Origin of the sequence: Domibacillus sp. A3M-37 (assembly GCF_024213455.1) — a bacterium.
Lineage (GTDB): Bacteria > Bacillota > Bacilli > Bacillales > Domibacillaceae > Domibacillus > Domibacillus tundrae.
In genome coordinates, this window is the sequence record NZ_JANAVL010000001.1 from 98,733 (window position 1) to 121,538 (window position 22,806).

Below are 22,806 nucleotides of genomic sequence, written 5' to 3' on the forward strand. Positions count from 1 at the left end.
AATCGAGTAACCAAAAAAAGACGGCTGACATGCTGTATGCTATACTGAAAAGAAAAAGGACGGGTATATGATGGAGATTACGATTACACCAGCAGCCTCCGAAAAAATACATGCGCTAAAAAATCGCGAAGACGGCATTTTAAAACTGAAGTGGGACACGGAAGGGAACGGCTGCGTGCTGAACGGCATCCCGACTCTTTGGTACGTGGACGAGGCGGATGCCGATCACGATGTGCTGCTTCAAACAAATGACATGCCGATTTTAGTAGAAAAACCCAAAATGGTTTTTTATGACGAAGAAGTGAAGATCGACTATTCACAAGAAGCAGGCATGTTTCAGCTAAAAAGCCCGAACCAAATACTAAATGGGCGCATGGCGTTTCGAAATAAATAAGAAGGAGCGGCTGCACAAGCAGACCGCTTTTTTTAGCGTGTTTTTTTCAACTCTGTTACGACAATTTCCGGCCGGTTAAAGATACGCTGCGGGGCCATACTGTTGCCGAGACCGCGGTTAACGATCATCGTCGACGAGCCCATCGTATGCGCACCAGCGGTATATTTCGGGAAAAACCCCTGCCCCGGCGCAAACAATCCGCCAACGAATGGAATGCGGATTTGTCCGCCGTGCGCGTGGCCGGTAAATGTTAAATCCATGCCAGCTTCCACATAGTCATAAAACAACTCGGGGCGGTGCGAAAGCAAAATCGTGTATCGATCCAGCTTTTCCCCTGTCTGCGCCGACTTCTTGAGCGCTTCTTCTGTTTCAGTTATTAACGGATCATCAATGCCGATCAAATGAATGGTGTCTCCTTCACGCTGAAGATTCACACGCTCATTTCGCAAAACATTTACACTCATTTTTCGCAGTCTTTTTTCTTTTTCCGTAAATACCTGCCACTCATGGTTGCCTGTTACAAAATAAACCGGAGCGAGTTTAACCATTTCTTCCATCAGTTTATATCCGGCTTGTTCGTTACCCCGCCGAAGGTCAATTAAGTCTCCTGTGAAAAAGATGACATCCGGACGCTGCGCTTTTACTTTTTCCACCAGCACCTGTTGATTGTCTCCGAATAGTTTACTGTGAAGGTCCGACAGCTGGACAATCCGATATCCATCGAACCCGAGTGGAATCTCTCGTGATTCAACCTGGATTTCCGTAACCGTCAAGACATTGTTTTGAACGTATGAAAACGGAATCAGCAGAAGTAAGAATAAAACGAAAATCAAGACCCGTTTCTTGCGTTTTGCTTTCACCTCATTTAATCATCCCTTCATTGTTATCCATTATTCTGTTCGGCGTGCTTCCAAATAAAAAAGCGGTTACAGCCGTTGCTGGATACACGCGATCAACTCGTTTTTCTAAATTCAGGATTACTTAATGACAGAAAATTGGTTAATGAAACACATGTATATAACGTCCATTCTTTTCAAACGTTGTTCATGCGGTCTCACGAAGACCGTTTTCTCCACTCTTCTTCAAGTAAACTCATTTCCCATAGGTTCCAAAATTCGTTCCCTGCTTTGCGGGCATCACGCAGCAGGCCATCTTTTTGAAATCCCGCTTTTTCATAACAAGCAAGCGCCGCACGGTTGAAATCAAATACACCGAGGCTGACACGGTGCAGCTTGAATGTGCTGAAGACCATGTCCACTGCTGCTTCAATAACGTGTAATCCCATTCCCTCCCCACGTATCGATTCATCACCGATCAGCACTTTCCCGATTCGCGCCGACTCATTGCGCCGGTCGATTTTTAAGGAAATATGACCAATAACACGCCCGGTTTCTTGATGAATCGCTTTGTAAACAAACGTATCCGCACCTGAATGATTTGCTTCCTTTATATAGTTTTCCAGCTGATGAACATGAAGCGGGAATGTAAAGCCGGTACCAGCCCACTGAATCATAAATGCCTCAGTCGGAATCCATTGCATTAACTGCGCAAAATCATCACCTGTGAAATAAGCAAGCTGAATCATCGACTGCCCCCCCTGTCCGATAAATAATTCGTGCTACAATGATATCAAACAAATAATGGAATTAAAACTACAATAAGAAAGAGGTTTTTAAATGATTGCCTCTGTTTTTTTAGTCCCGTCCATTCTAGCCGTCCTGTTTTTTCTAACGGCTGCCTCATTGCTGAAAAAGGTGCAGGCCGGCAAAGATGGTCACAATGAAACGCTGCTCGGTGCAGTTCTGGCGTTTTTCCTTGTCCTTTCTTTTTTGATCAGCATCCTGATGATACAGGAATTTTAACGGGTAGAAGAAAGCGTGTTTCTCATAGGAAACCCGCTTTTTGGCTTTATAAAAACCGTTTAATGGATTTAATCGTTTCGGTATGAAGCCCCTCATGATACAGGCTGAATGTTAAAAATTCTTCAACGGTTGACAGCTTCATGCCTGCTGATGTCACGAACGGCTCGGCTGTGGATTCTGACATACGGTGTCCGACCTGCCGCTCAATTCGCTCTGTCTGCTGCTCTAAAAGCGCCCGCAATTCATCGGTTTTTGGCACCTCTCCCTGCCAGTCTGCCGGTTTTGTTCCGCGGCCGAACCAGTCATGAAAAGAATCCGGCAGCACCATTTCTTCTCCGATAAAATAAAACGCAAACCGCTCCTGCACGAGATAAATGTGTCCAAGGTTCCATTTAATATTGTTGTTAAACCGATTCGGTACAATTAACGAGGTTTCTTCGCTAATGTCTTTCGCCGCTTTTAACGCCTGGCCGCGGACAAACGCTAATTGATTAAACAAAAAATGTGTCATGTCAAATTCCCCTTTTTCCAATTAGATTACTTCTTCCGCATAATCCGAAATGCGTTGTCCGCTTTTTCATACCCTTGCTTCGGATAAAAATCCATCGCATTCGGTGCTGACAGCAAAACAAGCGTCACCTCGTCACCAAGCGTGCCTTTCACACGTTCAAGCAGCGCTGCGCCAATTCCGAGTCCCTGCATCTCTTTTTTCACTGCAAGATCCGATATATACGCACAATAGGAAAAATCGGTCACCACACGCGCTACACCGATAAGCTCGTCTTCTTTCCACGCCTCCGCAATCAAATCGGCATGATCAATCATTTTTTGCAGTCGCGGCAGATCGTCTGCGGGGCGGCGAATGCCGGATGATTGGAACACCTTGGATAACTTTTCAGCTGTAATGCCCGTATCAAAACAATATTGAATCGTCATGTTAAACTCTTCCCTTCTCAATTGCTTTCGCAAGCCGGACCAGCCAGTACAGCGCAATCCACGGAAGCACATATGTCGTCACAAACACTTATTCCCATTATAGTTTCACTCGTTCTATTAATCAATGACTCCATTAACTGTACAAAAAAAGAGTATCCGGAAGTCCGTCGATAGACTCTCAAACACTCTTTTGTGGATTACATCGTTTGTTCCGCTTTTTCGAGCAGATTGGTTGTCAGTTTCGACAGTCCTTCTGTCGTTTGGCTAATTTCCTGAATAGACAGGACAATTTGATCAAGATCTTCTTTATTTCGTCCAAACATCGTCAAATAGTTTTCCATTTCCATTTTAACAGTAGAAAGTCCGCCTTTAACTTGCTGCAGTTTCAATTGTGACTGCTCATTTGACTGATTTACTTCTTCCATCTGGCCGACAAGCCGGCTGATGTTCGTATTGTTTTGACCGATTAATGTATTGATGCTGTTGCTCATCACCTTGGAATGTTCGGCGAGCTTCCGTACTTCACTGGCAACGACCGAGAACCCTTTGCCATGCTCCCCGGCGCGTGCCGCTTCAATTGATGCATTCAAAGCAAGTAAATTTGTCTGATCCGCGATGTCTTCAATGCCTTTTGTAATGCTGATAATTTCTTCTGAAGTATGTTTCAGTTCACTGATTCCGGCTAAAGATGCGCTGACTTTTTGGGTCGACTGTTTAAACTGTCCTTCCATTTCTTGCATTTGTTCTTCATTTTGGACGGTTAAGCCGACCAGATTTTTACTACTTTTTTCGGTTTGGCCGGTTTCCTGCAAAATTTGCGTTGCTCTCGAACTCGTATCTGAAATAGCCGCTTCTGTCTGCTCAACGGATGCAGCGACTTCCTGACTGACAGAGACGATTTCCTGCTGAAGGGTGCTTTTGGCTTCGTTTGCCCGTTGTAATTCTTGAAGCCGGACGTTCATATATTGATCAATCACCATTTGTGCATCCAGGTTCATGGCATGCGTAATCGCCTGAATAGCTTTTGAAAGTTGTTCAGGGTCGTCTTGAAAATGCTCAACGACTTTTGGAATAATGAGTGTGTTAAAAGCAGAATAGGATGCTACAAACCAAGTAACCGGGACAGAATACCGATTATGAGTCTGCCCCATACGCTGGCGCATCTGTAAAAACGATTCATCCATTTTTCCTGTCAGCAAGCTGCGGAAATAGTCAGCGAATACTTTTTTTAGTCTTTCTCTGCTGGAATGATCCTGCGCAATTTGCGCCATTTCCGGGCTTTTTACCAAATGATCCAACACCGTTTCAAGCACGTCGTCCAAGATTTCATTCATAACCGGTGCTATTTTCCGAAGCATGTCCACCTGCTCCTGCGTATAACCCATATAGTAAAGGCGTGGCGCTAAACCGTCGTCTGCGGAAGCGGCAATGGCGGATTTTTCTGGAAACTGTATTACGGCTTTAAATTCTTTTTCTTTTTTATCTTTAAGGAAAGGAAACATAGTGATCCTCCACATTCTATAAGGTACATTCTTTCTTTATTATGGAGGAAGAGAATAGGTCATTGCAACTATCAATCTTCTTTCATTCAAGACTTTTGACATGTAATTTCTTGGAAAAGAAATATTTTTTGATTTTTCCTTCTTGAGTTTTCTGTTTTTTTCAAATAAAAAAAAACTTCTCAGCTTTTTTCATCATGGCATTTGTTTAACCGGCATTCTTTTCCCAGTTAAGCCGGTCATTTAATAAGTCAGCCGCCTGAGGTTCCGTCATGCTATTGCTTAGTTTGAGCTCGCTGACGAGAAATTGCATAGCATCTCGAAGCATCGTTTTTTCATTTGAGTTTAATGCTTTTTCTTTTTTAACCATCATTAAATCGCGGATGACTTCAGCTCCGTCTCTTGTCATCCCGGTTTTCATTTTGTCGGTGTTGATCTTGTATCTTTGTTTGTATGTCAATGACCGATCGATTTCTCCCTGCTGAAACATGTCCATTACTTTTTCAATAGCGGTCATATTCAGTACAAGCCGCATCCCTGATTTATCCATTTTCGCTATTGGAATCATTAGCTGCAATTTTTTTACTGGAAAAGCCATAATGAAATATTGCTGCGTTTTCCCTAGAATCTCTTTTTCCTCAATGGCATTGATTACGCCTGCACCATGCATCGGATATACAATCTTGTCGCCAATTTCAAACAAATGATCCACCTCCATGGATTGTTCCTATTTTAAAGATAACACACTATAATATTTTATTCAAATTTATTATAATAACACTTTTCTATTTTGAGTGTCAATACATTTTCAATAAAAAAAGACTGCTTATTAATAAGCAGCCTTCTCTTTTTTCCATTTCCATAAATTGGTTTTTATTTCACCTTCTATGAACGCTGGTGCTTTAATACCAAGCAAATCATAGATCGTTGGTGCAAGATCGAGTGTAGATATTTTCCCAACTGTTTCCCCTTCTTTAAAAGAAGAACCAATGGCTGTAAACACTGGGCGCAAGTCTTGCTTGGCCGAATCGCCGCCATGTGTACCAAGCTGGGCTGCAGACTTGCTCGTTTTGTCTGTTCCATTCGCCATCATATACCCGGGCGCACCAATAAGCAAAATGTCACCGGAATGGGCATGGCCCAGCGGCTTCTCTTCAGAATCAGGTGACGAAATGATCCTTTCATATGGATGAATGGTCCTGTTGATACCCGCCTGCCAAACATCTTTCATGTCCGCTTCGGGAAGCTTTGACAGCCATTCATCTTCTTTTTCGGACAAAACCGCTTCCATTGCAAGTTCGAGCATGGCGTCCTGGTTCTTCAGCTTTACTTCGACCTGCTTGAATGCGTTGATTGCCTGTTGCTGGACGGATTCCACTTCATTATCCGCCACAATGCCATTTTTTCCGGTTGATTTGGCGTTAATGTAGACATGCGCGGCTGATCCACTTGGCACGGCGTACACTTTCGTTTTGGAAAAATCGATTTTGCCGTCTTGATCAATCGTAAGGAGTCCTGCTTTTTTTAATACAGCGTTCGGCTGGAGCATTGTATGGGCTGCTTCCATGCCATGATCGGATACAATGAAGAGATGGTCATTTTCATCCATGGCGCTCATCGTTTTGCCGGCAGTATCATCAGCCAGTTTATACGCCCATTTCACATAGCTTTCATAAAGGTCCGCCTTGTTCTTCGTATAGCCGGGCTGGCGCGGGTCGGTCAATGTATAATGATGCTCCTCGTGGTCAATTTGCGGTCCGTAAAAAAAGAGCGCATCCGGTTCGTACGTTTCTTTTATATAAAGTGAAACATCTGTAATCCATGTAACGAAACGGGCGTTGATTTCTTCATATTCACGGCGGGTAATCCATTTTTTCTCAAATGCCTCATCTTCTGATTCAACTGGAAAAAAGCCAAATTGATCGGTAATCGCTTGTTCAAAACCGTCCGGTCCGCTCAATAAGCCGGAGGTAACCGCTGTTTTGAAGAAGGGAACAGGCTCTGTCAAATCCGTCGTTTCTCGTTTGACTTTAAATGAAAAGCCTGCTTGTTCTCCACCGTCTATCGTCAGTGGAACCGCCCCCCATTCATTGCTTTTCGCCCTGCCATCCCATTCGTCCACTTGCTTGTTTTCAGAGAGGATAAATTGGTCATAGTTCGTTTTTTGATCGTCCGTGGTATCGGCAGCGAGGACATACAGCGTCCGGTTTTTTGCATTTTTCAGCTTCAACGGCAAGATAGCTTCTTTCAAAGCGCTAAAGCTTTTTGGGATGCCAATCCAGTTTGATGCTTCCTCGAATGAAAGCTGCTCTAAGCTGCTTGTTGCCCATGTATCACCATAAAAGACGGAATAGTCCGCTGCCTGATTTTTTGTATAGGGGTTCGCACCTGGAAACGCAACCGTTGCGGTTGTTTTGCCTTGGCGGCTTGCTTCGCTCCAAATGGGTGACACGTTGATCGTTGTGTGAAAAGCATCGTCTTTATTGTTAAATTCCTTATCAGGATCGTGAAATTGATTGCTGACAATGCCGGTTTTATTCGGTGTCGCGCCGGTTGACATTGCAGCGTGAGATGGTGCTGTTAAGGAAGGCATAATCGTTTTCGGCCGTTCCGCCCAAACCCCTTTATCCGTCAGCTCGCGCATGTTTGGCATACTTCCTGACTCCATATAACTTTTCGTCAAATCGTGGCGCATTCCGTCAAATGAAATGACAATCACATCTTGATCCTTAACCGGGGTCCCTGACTCATTTGCCAATACCGAAAACGGGTTTAGGCAAAGAGACAGCCCCACAGCTGACAGCAGCAACTTCTTCATCTTGTTCTTCATCCTCATTTCTTTCTAAACATTGTGATACTAATACCCTATATAAAGAAAAGATAGACGTCTCTATTTTTAAAATTACCGGTTCAAAAGGTTCTTTTTTTTACAGGACTGGGTATAATGAATATTGTCATTTTAAAACGAAAGGTTTGAAGACCATGTTTGTTAAAACCGTTTATATAAGCGGCTTCATGCCGGAAACAGCCACACCGCTCGTTCATTTAGCCAGCCAATATGTATCTGATATTCATCTTGAATATCAGCACCGCAAAGTCAACGTAAAGTCGATCCTTGGCATCCTTTCGCTTGGCTCTACAAAAGCTGAAATGACATTAACAGCAAAAGGCATCGATGAATACGAAGCCATTAAAGCGATCGGCGCGGCAATAGAATCAAAAAAAACACGTTCTGCTTAATGGCAGCGCGTGTTTTTTAATCAATCGTTAAGTCAATAAACAAATAGCCGCTCTGAATTGGATACGAAAATGTACGGATTCGCACGTCCGTCTCTAAATCCCGATATGCTTCAGATAAAATGCCCTTTTTATCGACCTTCATTTTGGCGATGTTATGCAAAAAATACGGCCGCCAGCTCCAATTTTTACCGTTGTATTCCACCTGTTTTTTCCAGCTTCCATCGGTCATCATATAATTCGCCGTTTTTTGATTGCCTTTATCATCACAAATGTATACGCGGTAACAATACTCTTTTACATCCATTGTTAATTCCGTTAAATAAGCGGCTGGATCCGCTAAGTATGGAAAAGCTTCTAAAATATGGATCGTTTTTTTATTTAACAGCTGTTCAAGCTCAAATTGACGGTCCCACGCTGCCAGCTCACCTTCAACAAGCTGATCAATCAACCGGCTTAATTTTGCCTGCACAGGCGCACCGATTTGCCCAAAATGCGGGGCTGGATACGCGAACAAGTAGCCTTGATAAAAACGGCCACCATTTTTCCACGCATTTTGCCATTCGTCTTCTGTTTCCATGCCTTCGAATAACAGCGACGCGCCCTTTCGTCTTGCGAGCACCGACAATGAATACAGCACGTCCATAAACGATTGGGACTGTGTGCTGTTTTTCAATAAATGAATGTCCACCTTAATGATATCCGGCTGAAACGAAGCAATCCGGTCCAGGTTGCTGAATCCTTTGCCGACGTCGTCGATGGCAATTTTGCAGCCGAGATTTTTATAATAATTCAGCATGCTGAGCATTTCTTTTTCTTTCATCGAAAATAAAAATTCGGTTACTTCGAGCACAATTCTTTCTGGGTCAATGCCATGCTGTGAGACCCAATCTTTGTCTCCCTCGCGCCAGTCCATACACAGCCAGTCCGGATTCACATTGATAAAAAGGTGGCCGTCCGTTTGTTCTTCCGCAAACTTTTTAAGCGCTAAATCCCGGACGTGCCGGTCAACTTGCCGCTGCAAAGCAGGATCTGCAGAAGGATCATTGAAAAAAGGACCCAGTGACTGAATGCCGCCAGCAGAATGAATACGTCCAAGCACCTCGTACCCCCCATACCTGCTGCTGATCCGCTCCGATGATCGGCTGGAAATAAGGGACAATTTGCCCGAAATTAATTCGGGTTTCTTTTATTTGCCGGCTTTCTTTATTGATTGTATTCATTAGAGAGCTTCCCCTTTTTTTCCACGTTGCTTGGTGCTTTAGTATAAATTAACTATTAATCGTGCTTTTCTTTTGTCACTTTGATTATACACCGTTTTCTATACATTTAGATAATAAGTTTCATTTGATGTAATAAGAACTTACATATATTAGTTTTTCTCCCAATCAAAATCGGTCATCATATATTCGCGCGTTTCAATCAGCATGGATTTTAATTCAGGTGTTACTTGTTTCTCATCGTAGGCACAGACGGCCGTAATCGGATGATTAGCCAATTGGCGATTTAATTCTTTTTCATATTGCCCGACTGCCTGTATGTTTTCATCTGTTGCCCACTGTACATGCCCCCATGTGCGGACGCCGTTACTTCCATCTATTAAATAAGGTGCTGTCAATTTGACGAAGTGGTCATAAATTCGAACTGGATTAAACGTTTGATGCAAAAAATAAAACATAAAATTGTCTTCCATAAGAACCAATGACCGCTGCTCATCGGTTAACACTGCGCATAATTTTTTATGAATCATCGGTGTAATTTTATTATTTTCCACTACCAAAACATGCTCACCTTTTTCTACACCTGCTATTACAAACGCAGCTGCGTTTGTAATATATGTATCCAAATCATGAAAGCAGTAGGCGATATGACCCGATGCTTCCACAAGTTTTTTCGTTACGTTCATTATGTTTTCCCCCATATCCAAAACCCCCTTATCCTAAAAATAAAAAAGCCAAAAAGAAAGGCCGTCCGCCTTTTCTTTTTGGCTTATATCCAGTTCCATGCCTGGCTTATTGCTGCCGCTATTCTTTTGGTTTTAATATGAATAAAATGGTACTTTTATCTTGATCAAAATCCCAATCAACGAAAAAATCGACAAGCTGGGCGTTTAATTGTTTTTCAAAAGCTGATTTATGCTCTTCAATAAGCCGGCGCTCTAGATTACGTTTCGCTAATTTTAACGTTTCTTGAAAGCCAAGCCGATTTAATTCTTTTTCAATGTTAACTAAAAGACCTTCCCTGATTATAAGAATCGTCCGATCATTAAGCCAATAAGAAAAAACCACGTCCGGCTGCTTTTCCGCTTCTTTGGTAAGCCGTTTCACTTCTTTTTCCACTTCAGATTGAGCTGGATAAGACTCATGCCCCATTGCTTCATTCCCAATCGCGACAAACATCCCCGATTGTTTTTCTAAATTCCAATCATAATAAAATTCATTTACTTGAATGCCTGCGTTGAGATGAATGTGTTCATTTATTTCATCAATCAATGTCTCCATCAGCAGATCTCTCGTTTTCTGCACATATAAACTTTCCTCTTTTTGCAAAAGTGTTTTTTCTAATGGAGATAAAAACTTCGTGAAATAAATAGTGACCACAGAACCCGATATTGTCGCAAATATCGTCTCCGGTCCTCTTCCAAATTGCTCCCGGAGAAGACGACCTACAAAACTTCCCAATTCTTTTTGTACTTTTAATTTGTCCATGTCCATTCCCGTCCTTGAGGTAAAATAGCAGTCTTGTTCATTCTACCTTGTCCGAGAGTGGGAGAACAGCGTTATTTCTCGTTTCACCAACGGATCTTTTGCATCATATCAAGTAGTATATGCCGGGAAGAATCGGGTATATTCCATAATTTTATTTCTTGATGAATATTTTGAAGTGTACCAAATTCCTTTACAAATCCATTTAACCGAGCAATTAACGTAGAATTCATGAAAGACGCTTCAGACGGAAAAGATGTTTTCAGCATACCCGCTGCTTGCTTAAACCGTTTCAAATGATACTTTTGATGACGGTCTTCTGCCAGTATGAATGCTGTAAACGGCTGAATCTCCGTTTCAATCGTTTCCTTCCTTTCCAATTCCAGTTCTTTTTTCACCTTATCAATCGTCTGTTTTTGCTGTTGGTCATGATAAAACAGAATGGACATGTACTGGCGTTCTCTATAAGTTACACGATGCGTCGACGTATGATATGCCCAAAACGTCCGGATAATATCTTCAAATGAAAGAAGCGACGGATCAAAGTCGATCTGCACAGTTTCTGTATGATCGCCCATTTGCCGATAGACCGGCTCATGTGTCGTGCCTCCCGCAAAGCCAACCCGAGTTCGAATAACGCCCGGCATGGCGCCAAACCGGGCATCCGGGCTCCAAAAGCAGCCCATGCCTAATGTAGCTGTTTGGATGTTCGGGATACGTGCCTGCCATTCCACTTCAAAGTCAGCTATTGTCTTCATTTCACAGGCCCCTTTTTTCTCATTATACCGAACTCTTTTTCACGCATAAAAGAAAACGCTTGGGGCATCCAGGGCCCGAAGCGTTTAGTCTTGAATGGAAACGGTAAAAGCACCTGTTTCATCGGCGGTAATAACCGCCTGTTTTTTTTGCCGGTTCTGTTCCAGTTCATACGTTTGAACCGTTGCGTTTAATTTAGCAGAGTCAGTGTCAAGATGGGTTTCGGCTGGTACTGCATCAGCTGGCAAAAATCGCTTTGCCAATTCTACCGCCGCTTGTGCCCCCATCGGCATCGAGCTTGACAGCTTATGTACGTTCTTTTCTTCGTCAATCCAGCATGTCAATTTAGCATTAATGCCGGGAATGTCAAATAAAATCATGTTATTTGTTGAATCAGGTGATGGCTGCCCGCACACATTAATAAATGCTTGGATTGACTCGCCCACTTTTGGATATCCATGATGCATGAAAATCGCTCCTTTGATTATAGATCTGCCTTTAGCATTTACCCTTAGCAAGACCTTCCAAAACATCTTATTTTAACCTTAGTATCACCGTACTCTCCACTGTCATGCATAAGTGGAATCTTTCCAAAAGCGATATCATTTGCTATCGGTTTCCCTGCATGTTTGACCTGCTTAAAACAAATAGTATGAACAAACAAAAAAGGTGGTGAAAAAACATGGCAAGCAATAATCGTCGTCAGCTTCTAGTGCCTGGTGCAGAACAAGCATTAGAACAATTTAAATACGAAATTGCCAGCGAATTTGGCGTAACACTCGGTGCAGGCACGGCTTCGCGGGCAAATGGCTCAACCGGCGGTGAAATAACGAAGCGGTTAGTCCGCCTCGCTCAGCAGGAGCTTAGCCGTTAATCCATCTTATCTGTTTGCTTAAAAGGCGCACCCCATAAAATTGAAACGAGAAACCACAATGGTTTTTGCCGCTTTATTTTCGGGTGCGCGTTTTATTTTCTCAGCCGCTTACCGTTCCTCGCCGAAGATTGTTACATATTGGCGGCCTGACTCAAATGTACGTCCATTCCATTTCAGCACATTTTCCATATAACCAAGCCGGTCAGCATTGTAACGACCCGCAATACCTTGATAAGCATCCAGCTCATAAACGCCATCACGTTCAAAATCAATCGGATATAACCCCGACAGAGGCGAAAGCCAGCCTTGAATCGGCTTTTTCAACGTGCCATCCGAATTGTAAATTTCGGTTAAATACTCCTTTCCCTTCGTCGTGAGATCCAGTATGTACCGTTTATCCGGCTCCTTACTCGTTACCTGTGCCTTGTAATTATTTTGATACTGAACATCGTATTGCCCTTTTTCATTAAACGTATTCACATCGAAAATTTGCGCAAATCGCCCATTTAGAAACGAAAAAACATATGCATAAATGGTCCCGCCACTTCCACCAGCACTGATGACGACCAAAATATCTTTCACCTTATTCCCCGTCATATCCCCAAGAAAAACGGTGGGATGGTATCCTGCATTTTCCCGCAGTGGAATCCGGAAAGATTGAGCGGTCCGTCTGCACTGTACAACAAGTGTAATCTGCTGCAAAAAAGGACTGTTAGGCGTTTGAACGGCCGTAAGATAGACAATATCCGGCACTCTGTCTCCTGTCACGTCCCCATACTTTACTCCAACGACCGTTTTTTTCTCCATTTATTCTCTCCTTTCTGCCGCCTGATTCTTTGTGTTTTACCATCCGTATGTGTAAAAATCTCTTTTTAGACTAAACAAAAAAAGAGACAGGATTGGATTCCTGTCTCTTATACATCTTTATTAGTTATGGAAATTTGTTCCATCTGTTGTCGCTTCGATAATGCCGGCACGAATAACGAAATCACCAAAGTGCTCGCCTTCCTGACGCTCTTTTGCGTAGCGTGACAAAACAATACGTAATTCGCTTAAAATTTCTTCTTCACCGATATTTTCACGGTGCATTTTGCTTAAGCGACTGCCGTCATGCGCAGCGCCCAAATACATATTGTATTTGCCGACCGCTTTGCCGATAAAGCCGATTTCGCCAAGAGCATGGCGTGCACAGCCATTCGGGCAGCCAGTCATACGAATCGTAATTTCTTTATCACGAAGACCATTTTCGTCGATAATCATGTCGATTTTGTCCATCAACGTCGGCAAGTAGCGTTCTGCTTCTGCCATGGCGAGACCGCACGTCGGAAACGCTACACACGCAAGCGCGCTGCGGCGAATTGCCGAGTGGTGCCGTCCTTCTGTTAAGCCGTACTGATCAATAAGGGCATCGATTCTTTTCTTGCTTTGAACAGACACATTGCCGATGATCAAGTTTTGATTCGCTGTCAGGCGGAAATCGCCTTTATGCACTTTTGCAATTTCGCGAATGCCTGTCATAAGCTTGTAGTCCGCATAGTCAACAATCCGGCCGCCTTCAACAAACATCGTGAAATGCCATTTGCCTTTGAAGCCTTTTTGCCAGCCATATCGGTCGCCATTGTGATCGAAGCGGAAGTCACGCGCTTCAGACAGCGTCCAGCCAAGACGGCGCTCGAGCTCAGTTTTTACATTTTCAAGGCCAAGACGGTCAACTGTGTATTTAAAACGGGCATATTTACGAACAGAACGGTTTCCGTAATCACGCTGAATCGTAATGACTTTTTCTGCCAGGTCGACAACTTTATCTGGTGTTACAAATCCGATCACTTTTCCAAGCTGCGGGTACGTTTGCGTGTCACCATGTGACATTCCCATACCGCCGCCGATGGTCACGTTAAAGCCAGCCAGCTGGTTGTTTTCAATGATGGCAATAAAACCAAGATCCTGCGAGAATACGTCGATATCGTTAGACGGTGGTACAGCAATCCCGATTTTAAACTTACGCGGCAAGTAAAGCGGACCATACATTGGTTCCACTTCTTCCGTTTGCGGCGTGCCAGCTACCTTTTCTTCTCCAAGCCAAATTTCATGATAGGCACGTGATTTCGGCAGCAGGTCATCACTTAGCTTTTGCGCCAGTGCATGTACTTCTGTATGAATTTCTGACTGATATGGATTCGATGTAGCCATAACATTCCGGTTTACGTCTCCACATGCTGCAATCGTGTCCATCATCGTCGAATGGATGTCTTGAATCGTTTGTTTCATGTTCCATTTTAAAATACCGTGAATTTGGAACGTTTCACGTGTTGTTAATTTTAACGTGCCATTTCCATATTTATGCGCAAGCTCATCCATCATCAGCCATTGATTCGGTGTTGCGACGCCGCCCGGCAGGCGGACGCGCAGCATAAATTGATACGCCGGCTCCAATTTTTGCTTTTGGCGCTCTGTACGCAGGTCACGGTCATCCTGCAAATAGCTGCCATGGTGCTTCATGAGGCGATTATCGTCATCTGGAATACCTGCTGAAATCCGGTCTTTCATCACTTCTGCAAGCGTGCCGCGCAAGTAGTTGCTTCTCTCTTTAATTTCTTCTACGTCACTCGGTGCGCCGGCGGGTGCTGTTAACAGTTCATTCACCGTTTTGCTCATTGTGCTTGTCCCCTTTCAATCAAAAACTTAATATACGTCGCGCTGATAGCGTTTTTGCTGCTGCATGTCGGCTACATATTGCTCCGCCTGCTCGCGGCTCATGCTGCCTGCTTTTTCAATAATATCGATCAATGTATGATGAACGTCGTGCGCCATGTTTTTCTCGTCGCCGCATACGTAAACCGCTGCGCCTTCTTGGAGCCATTGGAATAATTCTTTGCTGCTTTCCTGCATGCGATGCTGCACGTACACTTTTTGGGCCGTGTCACGTGAGAACGCCACATCCATTTTTGTTAACACGCCGTCTTTCAGCCATTTTTGCCATTCGGTTTGATACAAGAAGTCTGTGACAAAATGCTGGTCACCGAAGAACATCCACGTGGGACCGGCTGCACCTGATTCTTCACGCTCCTGCATAAACGAACGGAACGGTGCTACTCCTGTGCCAGGTCCAATCATAATTACAGGCGTTTCAGGATTTTCCGGCAGCTTGAAGTTGTCATTATGCTGAATATAAACCGGCAATGTATCCCCCGGCTCCAGCCGCTCTGCGCAAAGAATTGAGCAGACACCATTCCGGTCACGGCCGTTTGCATTGTAGCGAACCGCACCAATTGTGACATGTACTTCATCCGGATTTGCTTCTAAGCTGCTCGCAATCGAATAAAGACGCGCCGGCATTTTGCGAAGTACATCCGCAAAAGCCTGAGGTGAGACGCCGAACGGGCCAAATTGCTGGACAACATCAAGCAGATCGCGGCCGTTTATATACGCTTTCACTTGCTCGCTGCTGCCAATTAAATCGTGCAGCTCGTCAACACCTGTTAATTGGGCGATTTTTTCTAATAACGGTTTTGTTAAAACGGTAATTTCATAATGAGACAAAAACGCGTCACGTAATGAACGGACATCGCCTTGTTTATTAATAGTAATCGTCTCGTCCGCGTTCCAGCCGAGCGCCTGAATGAGTTCATCGACAAGCAACGGATCGTTTTGTGGATAAATGCCGAGGCTGTCACCCGGTTTATATATGAGGCCGGAGCCTTCAAGTGAGATTTCAAGGTGGCGCGTTTCTTTGTTTGAACCGCGTCCGTTTAAGTTCATACTTTCAAGTACTTCCGCGTGAAACGGATTTGTTCTTGAATACTCAGATTCAACTGCTGTTGCTTCTGATGCGGCGGAAGCCGATGAAGACGTTCCTGTTCCTGATGCAGCGGACAATCCGTTTACAACATTGTCAAGCCATTCTGCTGCCGGCTCGTCAAAGTCAAGGTCACAGTCCACGCGCGGTGCAATACGTTCGCCGCCCAGCTCTTCAAGACGCTGGTCAAATTCTTTTCCTGTCTGGCAGAAAAATTCATACGAGCTGTCGCCAAGAGAAAGTACAGAAAAGCGGGTGTCGTCCAGTTTTGGCGCGCGCTTGCCATGAAGAAACTCATGGAACGTGATCGCGTTATCCGGCGGATCGCCTTCTCCGTGCGTGCTTACCACGATCAGCAAGTTTTGCACTTTTTTCAAATTGTTCGGCTTAAAGTCGCTCATCGCCGAAACAGTGACATTAAAACCATTTGATTCAAGGGTCTTGCCGGCTTTTTGAGATAGACGCTGTGCGTTACCGGTTTGAGAACCATACAAAATGGTGACATCTTTCGACACGACTGGAGCTTGCGGTGCCTGAACGTCTGCGCTCGCTGTCTCCGTTGCAGCTGGTGCTGCTGGCACTGCTGAAACAGCAGCAGATGGAGAAGCTGCTAAATACCCGCCTAACCATACCTTTTGCGATTCGGTTAACGTTGGCAGAAGACGATTCAGGAGTTCTGCCTGCTCCTCATTAAACGGACTGTTCGTTACTTGAAATTGCAACACGATCCACCTCACATAATATAGGAAATTCTTTTAACGCTATAATAATACATTTATCGTAGACTTATTATTCCTACAAGTCAAGTTGGTTTTGTTTATGCTAACCATTAGTGATAACTTATAGTAGTAACGAAAATAATAAGAATCATTCTCAGTTAGACATAAAGCGGTAAGGCTGTTCCAAAATGGAATAACCTCACCGCTTAGGGGTGCTGCTTTTCATTTGGGACCGGCCTTTACTCTTCTTAAGGCGGTGAAACTTTTTTCGGCCCATAAAGCATAGGAAACCGCCGTGAATTTATTTGTACCTGCTCAAGCCGTTACAGATAGCTGGTGTTTTAAGAATTAAGAAGCCATTTCATTCATCGTGCGTAGGGTGCGCGCCTGGATATTGCCTCGGCACATTTTCGTGCTGCCGCCTGAATTCATACGTAAATGCACTTGCTGTTCGCTGATTCTTTTTCCACGGTGTGCTTTTGTTTTCCACCTTTGCCTCTTCCCCTATCGCTGCCCCGTAGGACCCTTCCGGAAATTCTTCCGGTATAATGGTCTGCTGATCCTGCACGTTCGTCATTTCTTGATAATTCTTTTCCTTATCCAATCCTTCACCCCCTTTTGACTAGTATGTCCGTTTAAACTAGCGCTGATTTGTTGTTTTGTTCATTCTAATGAAGGGAAACAATAAAAAAGAGAAAACGAAGGGGGAAGCGAAAATGGATAAAATCAAATGGACAGTAGATGAGTCGCAAAGCAGCATCATTTTTGACGCCAATCAAGTGAAAGGCTCCTTTCATTCATATGAAGCTGTTGTAGAGTCAGACCCCGGCAGCCTCGTCACAGCGAATATTGCTTTCATGGTTGATCTGAACAGTATTGATACAGGTGACAAAAAACGGGATGCCCTTTTGGTAAGCGAAGAATTCTTTGATGTTAAAAAATTTCCGGATATGCGCTTTATCGCTAACAATATTCTGGAGCATGAGGAACATCAATACGAATTGATTGGGGAATTTTCCCTTCACGGCATAACCCGGACCGAGTCCTTTTATGCCACCTTTAAAGGTGAAGCAGAAAATCCAGATAATCCTGAAAAAAGCAGCTTCAAGGGAAACGGCACAGTGAAGCGAAGCGATTATGGGCTGGCGGACGGCGAAAGTATACAGGGAGCGCTGGCCGGCGATGACGTTCATTTTACCCTTAACATTCAGCTCACAAAAGAATCATGAGAAAAGGGATTGTTCAATTAGCTGCCTCCCTGCTGCTGTTATCAGGCTGCCAATCAGAGGAGCCGGCTCCCAAATCACCGGAAGAGCAAACCGCCCCGATTCAAGACCTGTCGAATGAACAAAATGGACTCTCGATGACGGTGAAAAATGTGTCGGGCAACGGGCTTACGCTTGTCATTCAAAATGGGCGCAACGCTGAATTTACATACGGACGCTCTTTCCTGATCGAGCAGAAAATTGGAAAAACATGGTATATGGTTCCGTTTAAAGAAAACATGAATATCTTTGAAGACATTGGCCTTTTAGCCTCACCTCGCAAACAGACGGTGGAAACTGTCGATCTCGGCCGATTGGAAGGACTACTTTCTAGCGGCAGCTACCGGATCGTTAAATCATTCAGCGAATTCTCCATTAATGAAAAGGGCGCAGGAGTCCATTCAGATGAATTTCAGCTCGCTGCGCCATTTGAAATAAAAGATTAAAACAGCTCCCTTACCGATTCGGCAGAGAGCTGTTTTTTATTTATTTTCTTCCTTTATTGTTTCAGTCATTTGATTAATCGGAGCAGGGGCGGTTTCAACTCGTTTTCCTTTAGAGGCAAAATCCTTTAGAAGGCTCGCTACATCAATTCCTGTTAACTCCTTTAATGGATCCTGAATACCAAGCATTGTGTCGGTAACACCTTTACTGACGGACGGAATGCCGGACTCGCTGCCTGTTTGGATGATTTTAATTGAGTCGACATTGTTCAACGGCTGTGCGATTTTTTCTGCGAGCAGCGGCAACATTTCAATGATTTTTTCCGTAATGATGACATCACCGTGTTCTTCAATCGCTTCTGCAAGCAACTGGCGGGCTTTCGCTTCCGCTTCTCCCTTTTTTAGGACGACTTCTGCTTCGGCCAGACCCGCTTCACGGACAATTCTCGCTTTTGCTGCTCCGTCGATTTGGGCTTTTTGTGCTTCTGCTTCCGCCCTTTTCGTTGTTTCATAGAAATCAGCGTCCGCTTTTGCTTTCCGGATTTTCGTTTCTTCCGCTTCGAGTGTCACAAGCCGCTCGCGCTCAAGCTGGTGAATACGAAGCTGTTCCTCTTTTTCACGGCTGACTAAAATGAGCTCCGCTTCTTTTACTTCTTTGGCAAGCTTTGCTCTTTCAAGCTCGTAGGACTGCTCGGATTTTGCCCGTGCCCGTTCGGTTTCTTCTTTAATTGCCGCGTCTTTTAAATCCTTTGCTTTTTTCGATTCGGCGGTGGCAATTTCACGCTTGTATTCTTCTTCACGCGCTTCCTGGTCTGTTTTCGCTTTATGAATACGTGTTTCCCGTTCGCTGTCCGCTTCGGCGATTTCCGCCTGCTTGCGCACTTCCGCAATCCGTGGGCGCCCGAGGTTGTCGAGGTAGCCGTTTTTCGCATCTGAATCACGCAGATCGGTCAGTCCGAGTGACGTAATTTTAAAACCCATTTCATCGAGCTGCTTTTGGGCAATTTCGGTAACCTGCTTGTTAAAGCCTTCCCGGTCGCCATTAATTTCTTCCACCGTCATTTTAGATAAAATCGCCCGCAGATTGCTTCCAAGGACTTCCGTGATTTCCACTTCAATTTCCTCCTGTTTTTTGCCCAAAAACTGCTCGGCGTAGTTGGCAATCCCTTTTAGGGTGTCGGCTACTTTCACCATCGCAACAGCATCCGCAACGATCGGTACGCCGCCATTTGTGTAGACGCGCGGTGTCGTTAATTTCAGCTGAAAGGATGTTAAATTGACCGGTGTTGACGTCTGGAACATACGGAGACGATATCCGCCGCCGCGGATAATTTTCATCGAACGTCCTTCATCATCGGTAAAAATATTCGTTTCTTTTTCGGTATCACCAAGCTTTGGTCCCGTAATGACGAGCGCTTCATTTGATTTCGCGGTCCGGTAACGCACTTTCATGAAAAAGTACCAAAGTGCCGCTCCTGCCGCCGCTAAAATAAGAACGAAAATAAGAAAAATGACTGCATTTCCCATATAAAAGCTCAACTTCCTTTCATGGCAAAATATAGATCACCTAACTCTACGTGATAGTAAGAATAGAAGTTTCATTCTAAAAGGTAGTTTTTTCAAAAAAAAAAAGCCCAGCTTTGAATGGGCTGCTTCGCTTATATATAGGAAGATTTATTTTTCATCAAAGTCTCTATATTTTCTCCCTTCTATCTCGCAGCTTCTTTGACCGCAGCCATATATTTTTTATACCAGTTTTTCCAGTCGTCTTGCCTTGAGACAACCGTTCTTCCGTCTAATAAGGCTTCGATCACATTCAGACATACATGCCATCCAGCTAAATCTTTTGCTGTATGATCGTTAATCTTTTGTATCGTTTCGGCCAGAACAAGCCGGCATCCATTGACCGCGTCATGCAGTTCAAACCGGACATGGTCTTCTCCCCACGTATACGCAAGAACAGATTGGTCCTGAAAATCCGTAATCGGGAATTTTCCAAATGTCCCATCCCGCATATCAAATGCCATCGTGCCGCCTTCACATAAATTCTCAACGCGAAGCTCTGAAAACCATAAAGCCAGTTTTTCATTCTCCGTCAGCATCGCCCATACCTTTTCTACCGGATGATTCATCTGACGCTCAAATCGCGCCACATATCCTGATTTTCCTTTTTGAATGACTGCTAACATTTGACCCATCCTTCCTATCCGCTCGCAGCGGGATTTCTGTTCTCATTATCCTCTTAATTCGGACCGGCATGCAATTCTTTTAAGGAAGAATTGTTCGGCTGGCTTTCCGGTCATTGTCCGTTATCTACCAGCCTTATTTCGGGGGTTGCTGTCTGCCTCTACCTCAAAATATAAAAAAGCACACGACCGATTAAGGTTGTGTGCTTCTTTTCGCACTGCGGGCAAGCCCGAAATACGCGACCATTGCCAGCATGCTGGCCCCAAAGATCGTCAAACCCATTGGAACGGCTGTGTTTTCTCCGGCAATGCCCACAAGCGGCGACGTCATGGCGCCTAGCGCAAATGGAAGCAAGCCGAGCAATGCTGAAGCGCTGCCCGCAATGTGGCCTTGCGTTTCCATCGCGAGCGAGAATGCCGAGGTTCCGATAATACCGATGGACGAAACGAAAAAGAAGAGCGGGATCGCAATCGAGTAAAGCGGGCCGTGAATCAAAATCATGGCAAGCAAGACCGTCCCGGCAGCGGCAGACATAAACAAGCCGATCCGCAAAAAACGCTCCGTCGGAATATTGTCCGAAAACCGGCCCACAATTTGCGTGCTGATCATAATGCCAATTCCGTTCAGGCCAAATAAAAAGCTGAATACTTGCGGCGACACGCCATATATATTTTGATAGACAAAAGGGATGCCGGATACATAAGCAAAAATGCCGCCGACCATTATGCCCTGTGCCAGCGCATAGCCCATAAACTCGCGATTGCCAAGAAGGGAACCGAAGCTTCTGAACGTCTGTGTAATGCTGCTTGGCTGGCGCTTTTCCACCGGAAGCGTTTCATCCAATTTCCATATCACGACAAGCATTAGTATAATGCCAACGGCACTTAATACAAGAAAGACACCGGACCAGTCGGTAAATGCCAGCACACCGCCGCCAATGATCGGCGCTAAAATCGGGCCTAAATTGTTGACGAGCATAAGCAAGGCGAAAAACTTCGTCAGTTCCCGGCCGCTGTACATATCCCGAACGACTGCGCGTGAAATGACAAGTCCACCGGCTGCTGAAAATCCCTGCATCACGCGCGCCGCAATAAACCAGTAAATCGATGGCGCAAAAGCGCATAAAAGGGATGCGATAAAGTATAAAAACAAGAAAAAAGTAAGCGGTTTTTTCCGCCCCCGCACATCGCTCATTGGACCAATGATAATTTGTCCAAGTGCCAGGCCGATTAAACAGGCGGTCAAACTGATTTGCACGAACGATGCCGTCGTGCTGTAGTCATCCGCAATGGTCGGAAACGACGGCAAATACATATCAATCGTAAAAGGCCCCATTGCGCCAAGCGCCCCGAGAAGCATGGCCATTTGGGTCCGCTTGCTGCTGCGTCTTACATCCAAACTATACACCCCTCTCTTTCTCCCAAAACCAAAGAAGCCATTTAAACAAAAGCCTCCTTTTGTATCACAGTATGACCAGTATAGCGGATTTCGCCAAAATCGCCCAGCAATCGACCTCGTCTTTCTGCTGAACGTATTTAAATTTATTATTTTGGAATTTTATTGCTGCTTCTTCAGTGAATTCGTATAATAATATTTGGATATTCACACGATTAAAATACATCTCACGGTATAGAATAAACATGGATGCGCTCTTGCCAAAACAAAAGAAGCTGTTGTGAAAAACGGCTTCTTTTTATGTCCTTCACATGTGCGTTCAATCTCGGAGTCACGACGCAATCATCCAGTTCAAATTCCACCTTTCCTTCGCCATACCGCTCAGCAAAATAAAGTTAGACAACTGTACCGTCTTCTTTCACTTATTTAAGCATATCCATATTGTTAAATACCTAAAAGTGCATTCCCATCAATTATGGTCCAGCTAGTAAACATGGCGATTTTAAATTAAAATGAAACCAATTTCCATTTTGATTCGTAAATAAGAAAAAAAGGAAAGCAGGGATCTTATGTTAAAGAAACTCCTTAAACAATTACTAAACCAAAAGTCTTCTCATGGCCGCCGTTATTCCAGCAGTGATCACCGGTATAGAAAGCAGTCCCACCACTCGTCGAATCACGGGCATCATTACTATAAGAAAAAACGCGGATCTTCTTACAGTTCTTACAGCAGCTAAC

The 22,806-nt window shown here is 44.3% G+C and carries 27 protein-coding genes; 7 read left to right on the plus strand and 20 right to left on the minus strand.

Annotated features, from left to right (window positions below; translation table 11 throughout):
• Positions 1-67 precede the first annotated feature (67 nt).
• The gene (locus tag NLX67_RS00515) at positions 68-394 is read left to right on the plus strand and encodes an iron-sulfur cluster biosynthesis family protein (protein WP_309143098.1); all 327 of its coding nucleotides are present in this window, start codon (positions 68-70) and stop codon (positions 392-394) included.
• A 32-nt stretch (positions 395-426) separates the two neighbouring features.
• On the opposite strand, the gene NLX67_RS00520 is transcribed toward NLX67_RS00515, so the two are convergent.
• Positions 427-1,254, minus strand: a complete 828-nt coding sequence (locus NLX67_RS00520) for a metallophosphoesterase (RefSeq protein WP_254309948.1) — start codon at positions 1,252-1,254, stop codon at positions 427-429.
• A 194-nt stretch (positions 1,255-1,448) separates the two neighbouring features.
• Entirely contained in the window at positions 1,449-1,979 is a 531-nt protein-coding gene (locus tag NLX67_RS00525; protein WP_254309949.1) for a GNAT family N-acetyltransferase, read from the minus strand.
• 91 nt (positions 1,980-2,070) lie between these two features.
• On the opposite strand from NLX67_RS00525, the gene NLX67_RS00530 reads away from it, so the two are divergent.
• Positions 2,071-2,256 carry a hypothetical protein gene (locus tag NLX67_RS00530; protein ID WP_046178410.1) on the plus strand — a complete coding sequence of 62 codons (186 nt, stop codon included), beginning with the start codon at positions 2,071-2,073 and terminating at the stop codon, positions 2,254-2,256.
• A gap of 46 nt (positions 2,257-2,302) precedes the next feature.
• Here the strand turns inward: NLX67_RS00530 and NLX67_RS00535 are convergent, their stop codons facing one another.
• The 5 genes from NLX67_RS00535 to NLX67_RS00555 all read right to left on the minus strand — a co-directional run bounded on the left by NLX67_RS00535 (position 2,303) and on the right by NLX67_RS00555 (position 7,509).
• A complete protein-coding gene (locus NLX67_RS00535) occupies positions 2,303-2,767 on the minus strand; it encodes a DinB family protein (RefSeq protein ID WP_254309950.1) in 465 nt (154 codons plus the stop codon).
• A 26-nt stretch (positions 2,768-2,793) separates the two neighbouring features.
• Entirely contained in the window at positions 2,794-3,192 is a 399-nt protein-coding gene (locus NLX67_RS00540) for a GNAT family N-acetyltransferase (protein WP_254309951.1), read from the minus strand.
• Positions 3,193-3,389: 197 nt separating this feature from the next.
• Positions 3,390-4,694 (minus strand): globin-coupled sensor protein, encoded by a 1,305-nt coding sequence (locus tag NLX67_RS00545; RefSeq protein WP_254309952.1) that lies wholly within the window; start codon positions 4,692-4,694, stop codon positions 3,390-3,392.
• A gap of 205 nt (positions 4,695-4,899) precedes the next feature.
• Positions 4,900-5,409, minus strand: coding sequence for a CarD family transcriptional regulator (locus tag NLX67_RS00550; protein ID WP_254309953.1), 510 nt, complete (start codon positions 5,407-5,409; stop codon positions 4,900-4,902).
• 111 nt (positions 5,410-5,520) lie between these two features.
• Complete coding sequence (locus NLX67_RS00555; protein WP_254309954.1) at positions 5,521-7,509, minus strand: alkaline phosphatase family protein; 1,989 nt, start codon at positions 7,507-7,509, stop codon at positions 5,521-5,523.
• A 164-nt stretch (positions 7,510-7,673) separates the two neighbouring features.
• Here NLX67_RS00555 and NLX67_RS00560 point away from each other — a divergent pair, with 164 nt between their 5' ends.
• Positions 7,674-7,931 (plus strand): HPr family phosphocarrier protein, encoded by a 258-nt coding sequence (locus NLX67_RS00560; RefSeq protein WP_254309955.1) that lies wholly within the window; start codon positions 7,674-7,676, stop codon positions 7,929-7,931.
• Between the two features lie 16 nt (positions 7,932-7,947).
• Here the strand turns inward: NLX67_RS00560 and NLX67_RS00565 are convergent, their stop codons facing one another.
• The 6 genes from NLX67_RS00565 to NLX67_RS00590 all read right to left on the minus strand — a co-directional run bounded on the left by NLX67_RS00565 (position 7,948) and on the right by NLX67_RS00590 (position 11,856).
• Positions 7,948-9,030 (minus strand): EAL domain-containing protein, encoded by a 1,083-nt coding sequence (locus NLX67_RS00565; RefSeq protein ID WP_254309956.1) that lies wholly within the window; start codon positions 9,028-9,030, stop codon positions 7,948-7,950.
• Positions 8,972-9,151: a hypothetical protein gene (locus NLX67_RS00570; protein ID WP_254309957.1), complete on the minus strand. Its 180-nt coding sequence runs from the start codon at positions 9,149-9,151 to the stop codon at positions 8,972-8,974. Before NLX67_RS00570 ends, NLX67_RS00565 begins: the two co-directional genes overlap by 59 nt.
• Positions 9,152-9,300: 149 nt before the next feature.
• Positions 9,301-9,849, minus strand: coding sequence for an MEDS domain-containing protein (locus tag NLX67_RS00575; protein WP_254309958.1), 549 nt, complete (start codon positions 9,847-9,849; stop codon positions 9,301-9,303).
• A gap of 103 nt (positions 9,850-9,952) precedes the next feature.
• Positions 9,953-10,636 carry a Na-translocating system protein MpsC family protein gene (locus tag NLX67_RS00580; protein WP_254309959.1) on the minus strand — a complete coding sequence of 228 codons (684 nt, stop codon included), beginning with the start codon at positions 10,634-10,636 and terminating at the stop codon, positions 9,953-9,955.
• An 83-nt stretch (positions 10,637-10,719) separates the two neighbouring features.
• Positions 10,720-11,391 (minus strand): peptide-methionine (S)-S-oxide reductase MsrA, encoded by a 672-nt coding sequence (locus NLX67_RS00585; protein WP_254309960.1) that lies wholly within the window; start codon positions 11,389-11,391, stop codon positions 10,720-10,722.
• 84 nt (positions 11,392-11,475) lie between these two features.
• Complete coding sequence (locus tag NLX67_RS00590; RefSeq protein ID WP_254309961.1) at positions 11,476-11,856, minus strand: hypothetical protein; 381 nt, start codon at positions 11,854-11,856, stop codon at positions 11,476-11,478.
• A gap of 215 nt (positions 11,857-12,071) precedes the next feature.
• Here NLX67_RS00590 and NLX67_RS00595 point away from each other — a divergent pair, with 215 nt between their 5' ends.
• Complete coding sequence (locus NLX67_RS00595) at positions 12,072-12,263, plus strand: alpha/beta-type small acid-soluble spore protein (protein WP_046178402.1); 192 nt, start codon at positions 12,072-12,074, stop codon at positions 12,261-12,263.
• A gap of 108 nt (positions 12,264-12,371) precedes the next feature.
• On the opposite strand, the gene NLX67_RS00600 is transcribed toward NLX67_RS00595, so the two are convergent.
• The 4 genes from NLX67_RS00600 to NLX67_RS00615 form a co-directional block, all read right to left on the minus strand.
• Complete coding sequence (locus NLX67_RS00600) at positions 12,372-13,070, minus strand: hypothetical protein (RefSeq protein WP_254309962.1); 699 nt, start codon at positions 13,068-13,070, stop codon at positions 12,372-12,374.
• Positions 13,071-13,190: 120 nt separating this feature from the next.
• Positions 13,191-14,918 carry an assimilatory sulfite reductase (NADPH) hemoprotein subunit gene (gene cysI, locus NLX67_RS00605; protein WP_254309963.1) on the minus strand — a complete coding sequence of 576 codons (1,728 nt, stop codon included), beginning with the start codon at positions 14,916-14,918 and terminating at the stop codon, positions 13,191-13,193.
• 27 nt (positions 14,919-14,945) lie between these two features.
• On the minus strand, positions 14,946-16,781 hold the full coding sequence (locus NLX67_RS00610; RefSeq protein ID WP_254309964.1) for an assimilatory sulfite reductase (NADPH) flavoprotein subunit: 1,836 nt from the start codon (positions 16,779-16,781) through the stop codon (positions 14,946-14,948).
• Between the two features lie 358 nt (positions 16,782-17,139).
• Positions 17,140-17,382 (minus strand): hypothetical protein, encoded by a 243-nt coding sequence (locus NLX67_RS00615; protein ID WP_046178399.1) that lies wholly within the window; start codon positions 17,380-17,382, stop codon positions 17,140-17,142.
• A gap of 112 nt (positions 17,383-17,494) precedes the next feature.
• On the opposite strand from NLX67_RS00615, the gene NLX67_RS00620 reads away from it, so the two are divergent.
• Together NLX67_RS00620 and NLX67_RS00625 are read left to right on the plus strand one after the other, a co-directional pair.
• Entirely contained in the window at positions 17,495-18,007 is a 513-nt protein-coding gene (locus tag NLX67_RS00620) for a YceI family protein (protein ID WP_254309965.1), read from the plus strand.
• Entirely contained in the window at positions 18,004-18,489 is a 486-nt protein-coding gene (locus NLX67_RS00625) for an immunoglobulin-like domain-containing protein (protein ID WP_254309966.1), read from the plus strand. The genes NLX67_RS00620 and NLX67_RS00625 overlap by 4 nt, the downstream gene beginning before the upstream one ends.
• 36 nt (positions 18,490-18,525) lie before the next feature.
• Here NLX67_RS00625 and NLX67_RS00630 read toward each other — a convergent pair whose 3' ends face one another.
• The 3 genes from NLX67_RS00630 to NLX67_RS00640 all read right to left on the minus strand — a co-directional run bounded on the left by NLX67_RS00630 (position 18,526) and on the right by NLX67_RS00640 (position 22,071).
• Complete coding sequence (locus NLX67_RS00630; RefSeq protein ID WP_254309967.1) at positions 18,526-20,013, minus strand: flotillin family protein; 1,488 nt, start codon at positions 20,011-20,013, stop codon at positions 18,526-18,528.
• Between the two features lie 182 nt (positions 20,014-20,195).
• Positions 20,196-20,684 carry an SRPBCC family protein gene (locus tag NLX67_RS00635; RefSeq protein ID WP_375143334.1) on the minus strand — a complete coding sequence of 163 codons (489 nt, stop codon included), beginning with the start codon at positions 20,682-20,684 and terminating at the stop codon, positions 20,196-20,198.
• A gap of 181 nt (positions 20,685-20,865) precedes the next feature.
• Positions 20,866-22,071: a Bcr/CflA family multidrug efflux MFS transporter gene (locus tag NLX67_RS00640; protein ID WP_082091430.1), complete on the minus strand. Its 1,206-nt coding sequence runs from the start codon at positions 22,069-22,071 to the stop codon at positions 20,866-20,868.
• A gap of 566 nt (positions 22,072-22,637) precedes the next feature.
• On the opposite strand from NLX67_RS00640, the gene NLX67_RS00645 reads away from it, so the two are divergent.
• A complete protein-coding gene (locus tag NLX67_RS00645) occupies positions 22,638-22,805 on the plus strand; it encodes a hypothetical protein (protein WP_254309968.1) in 168 nt (55 codons plus the stop codon).
• The last annotated feature ends 1 nt before the right edge of the window (position 22,806 follow it).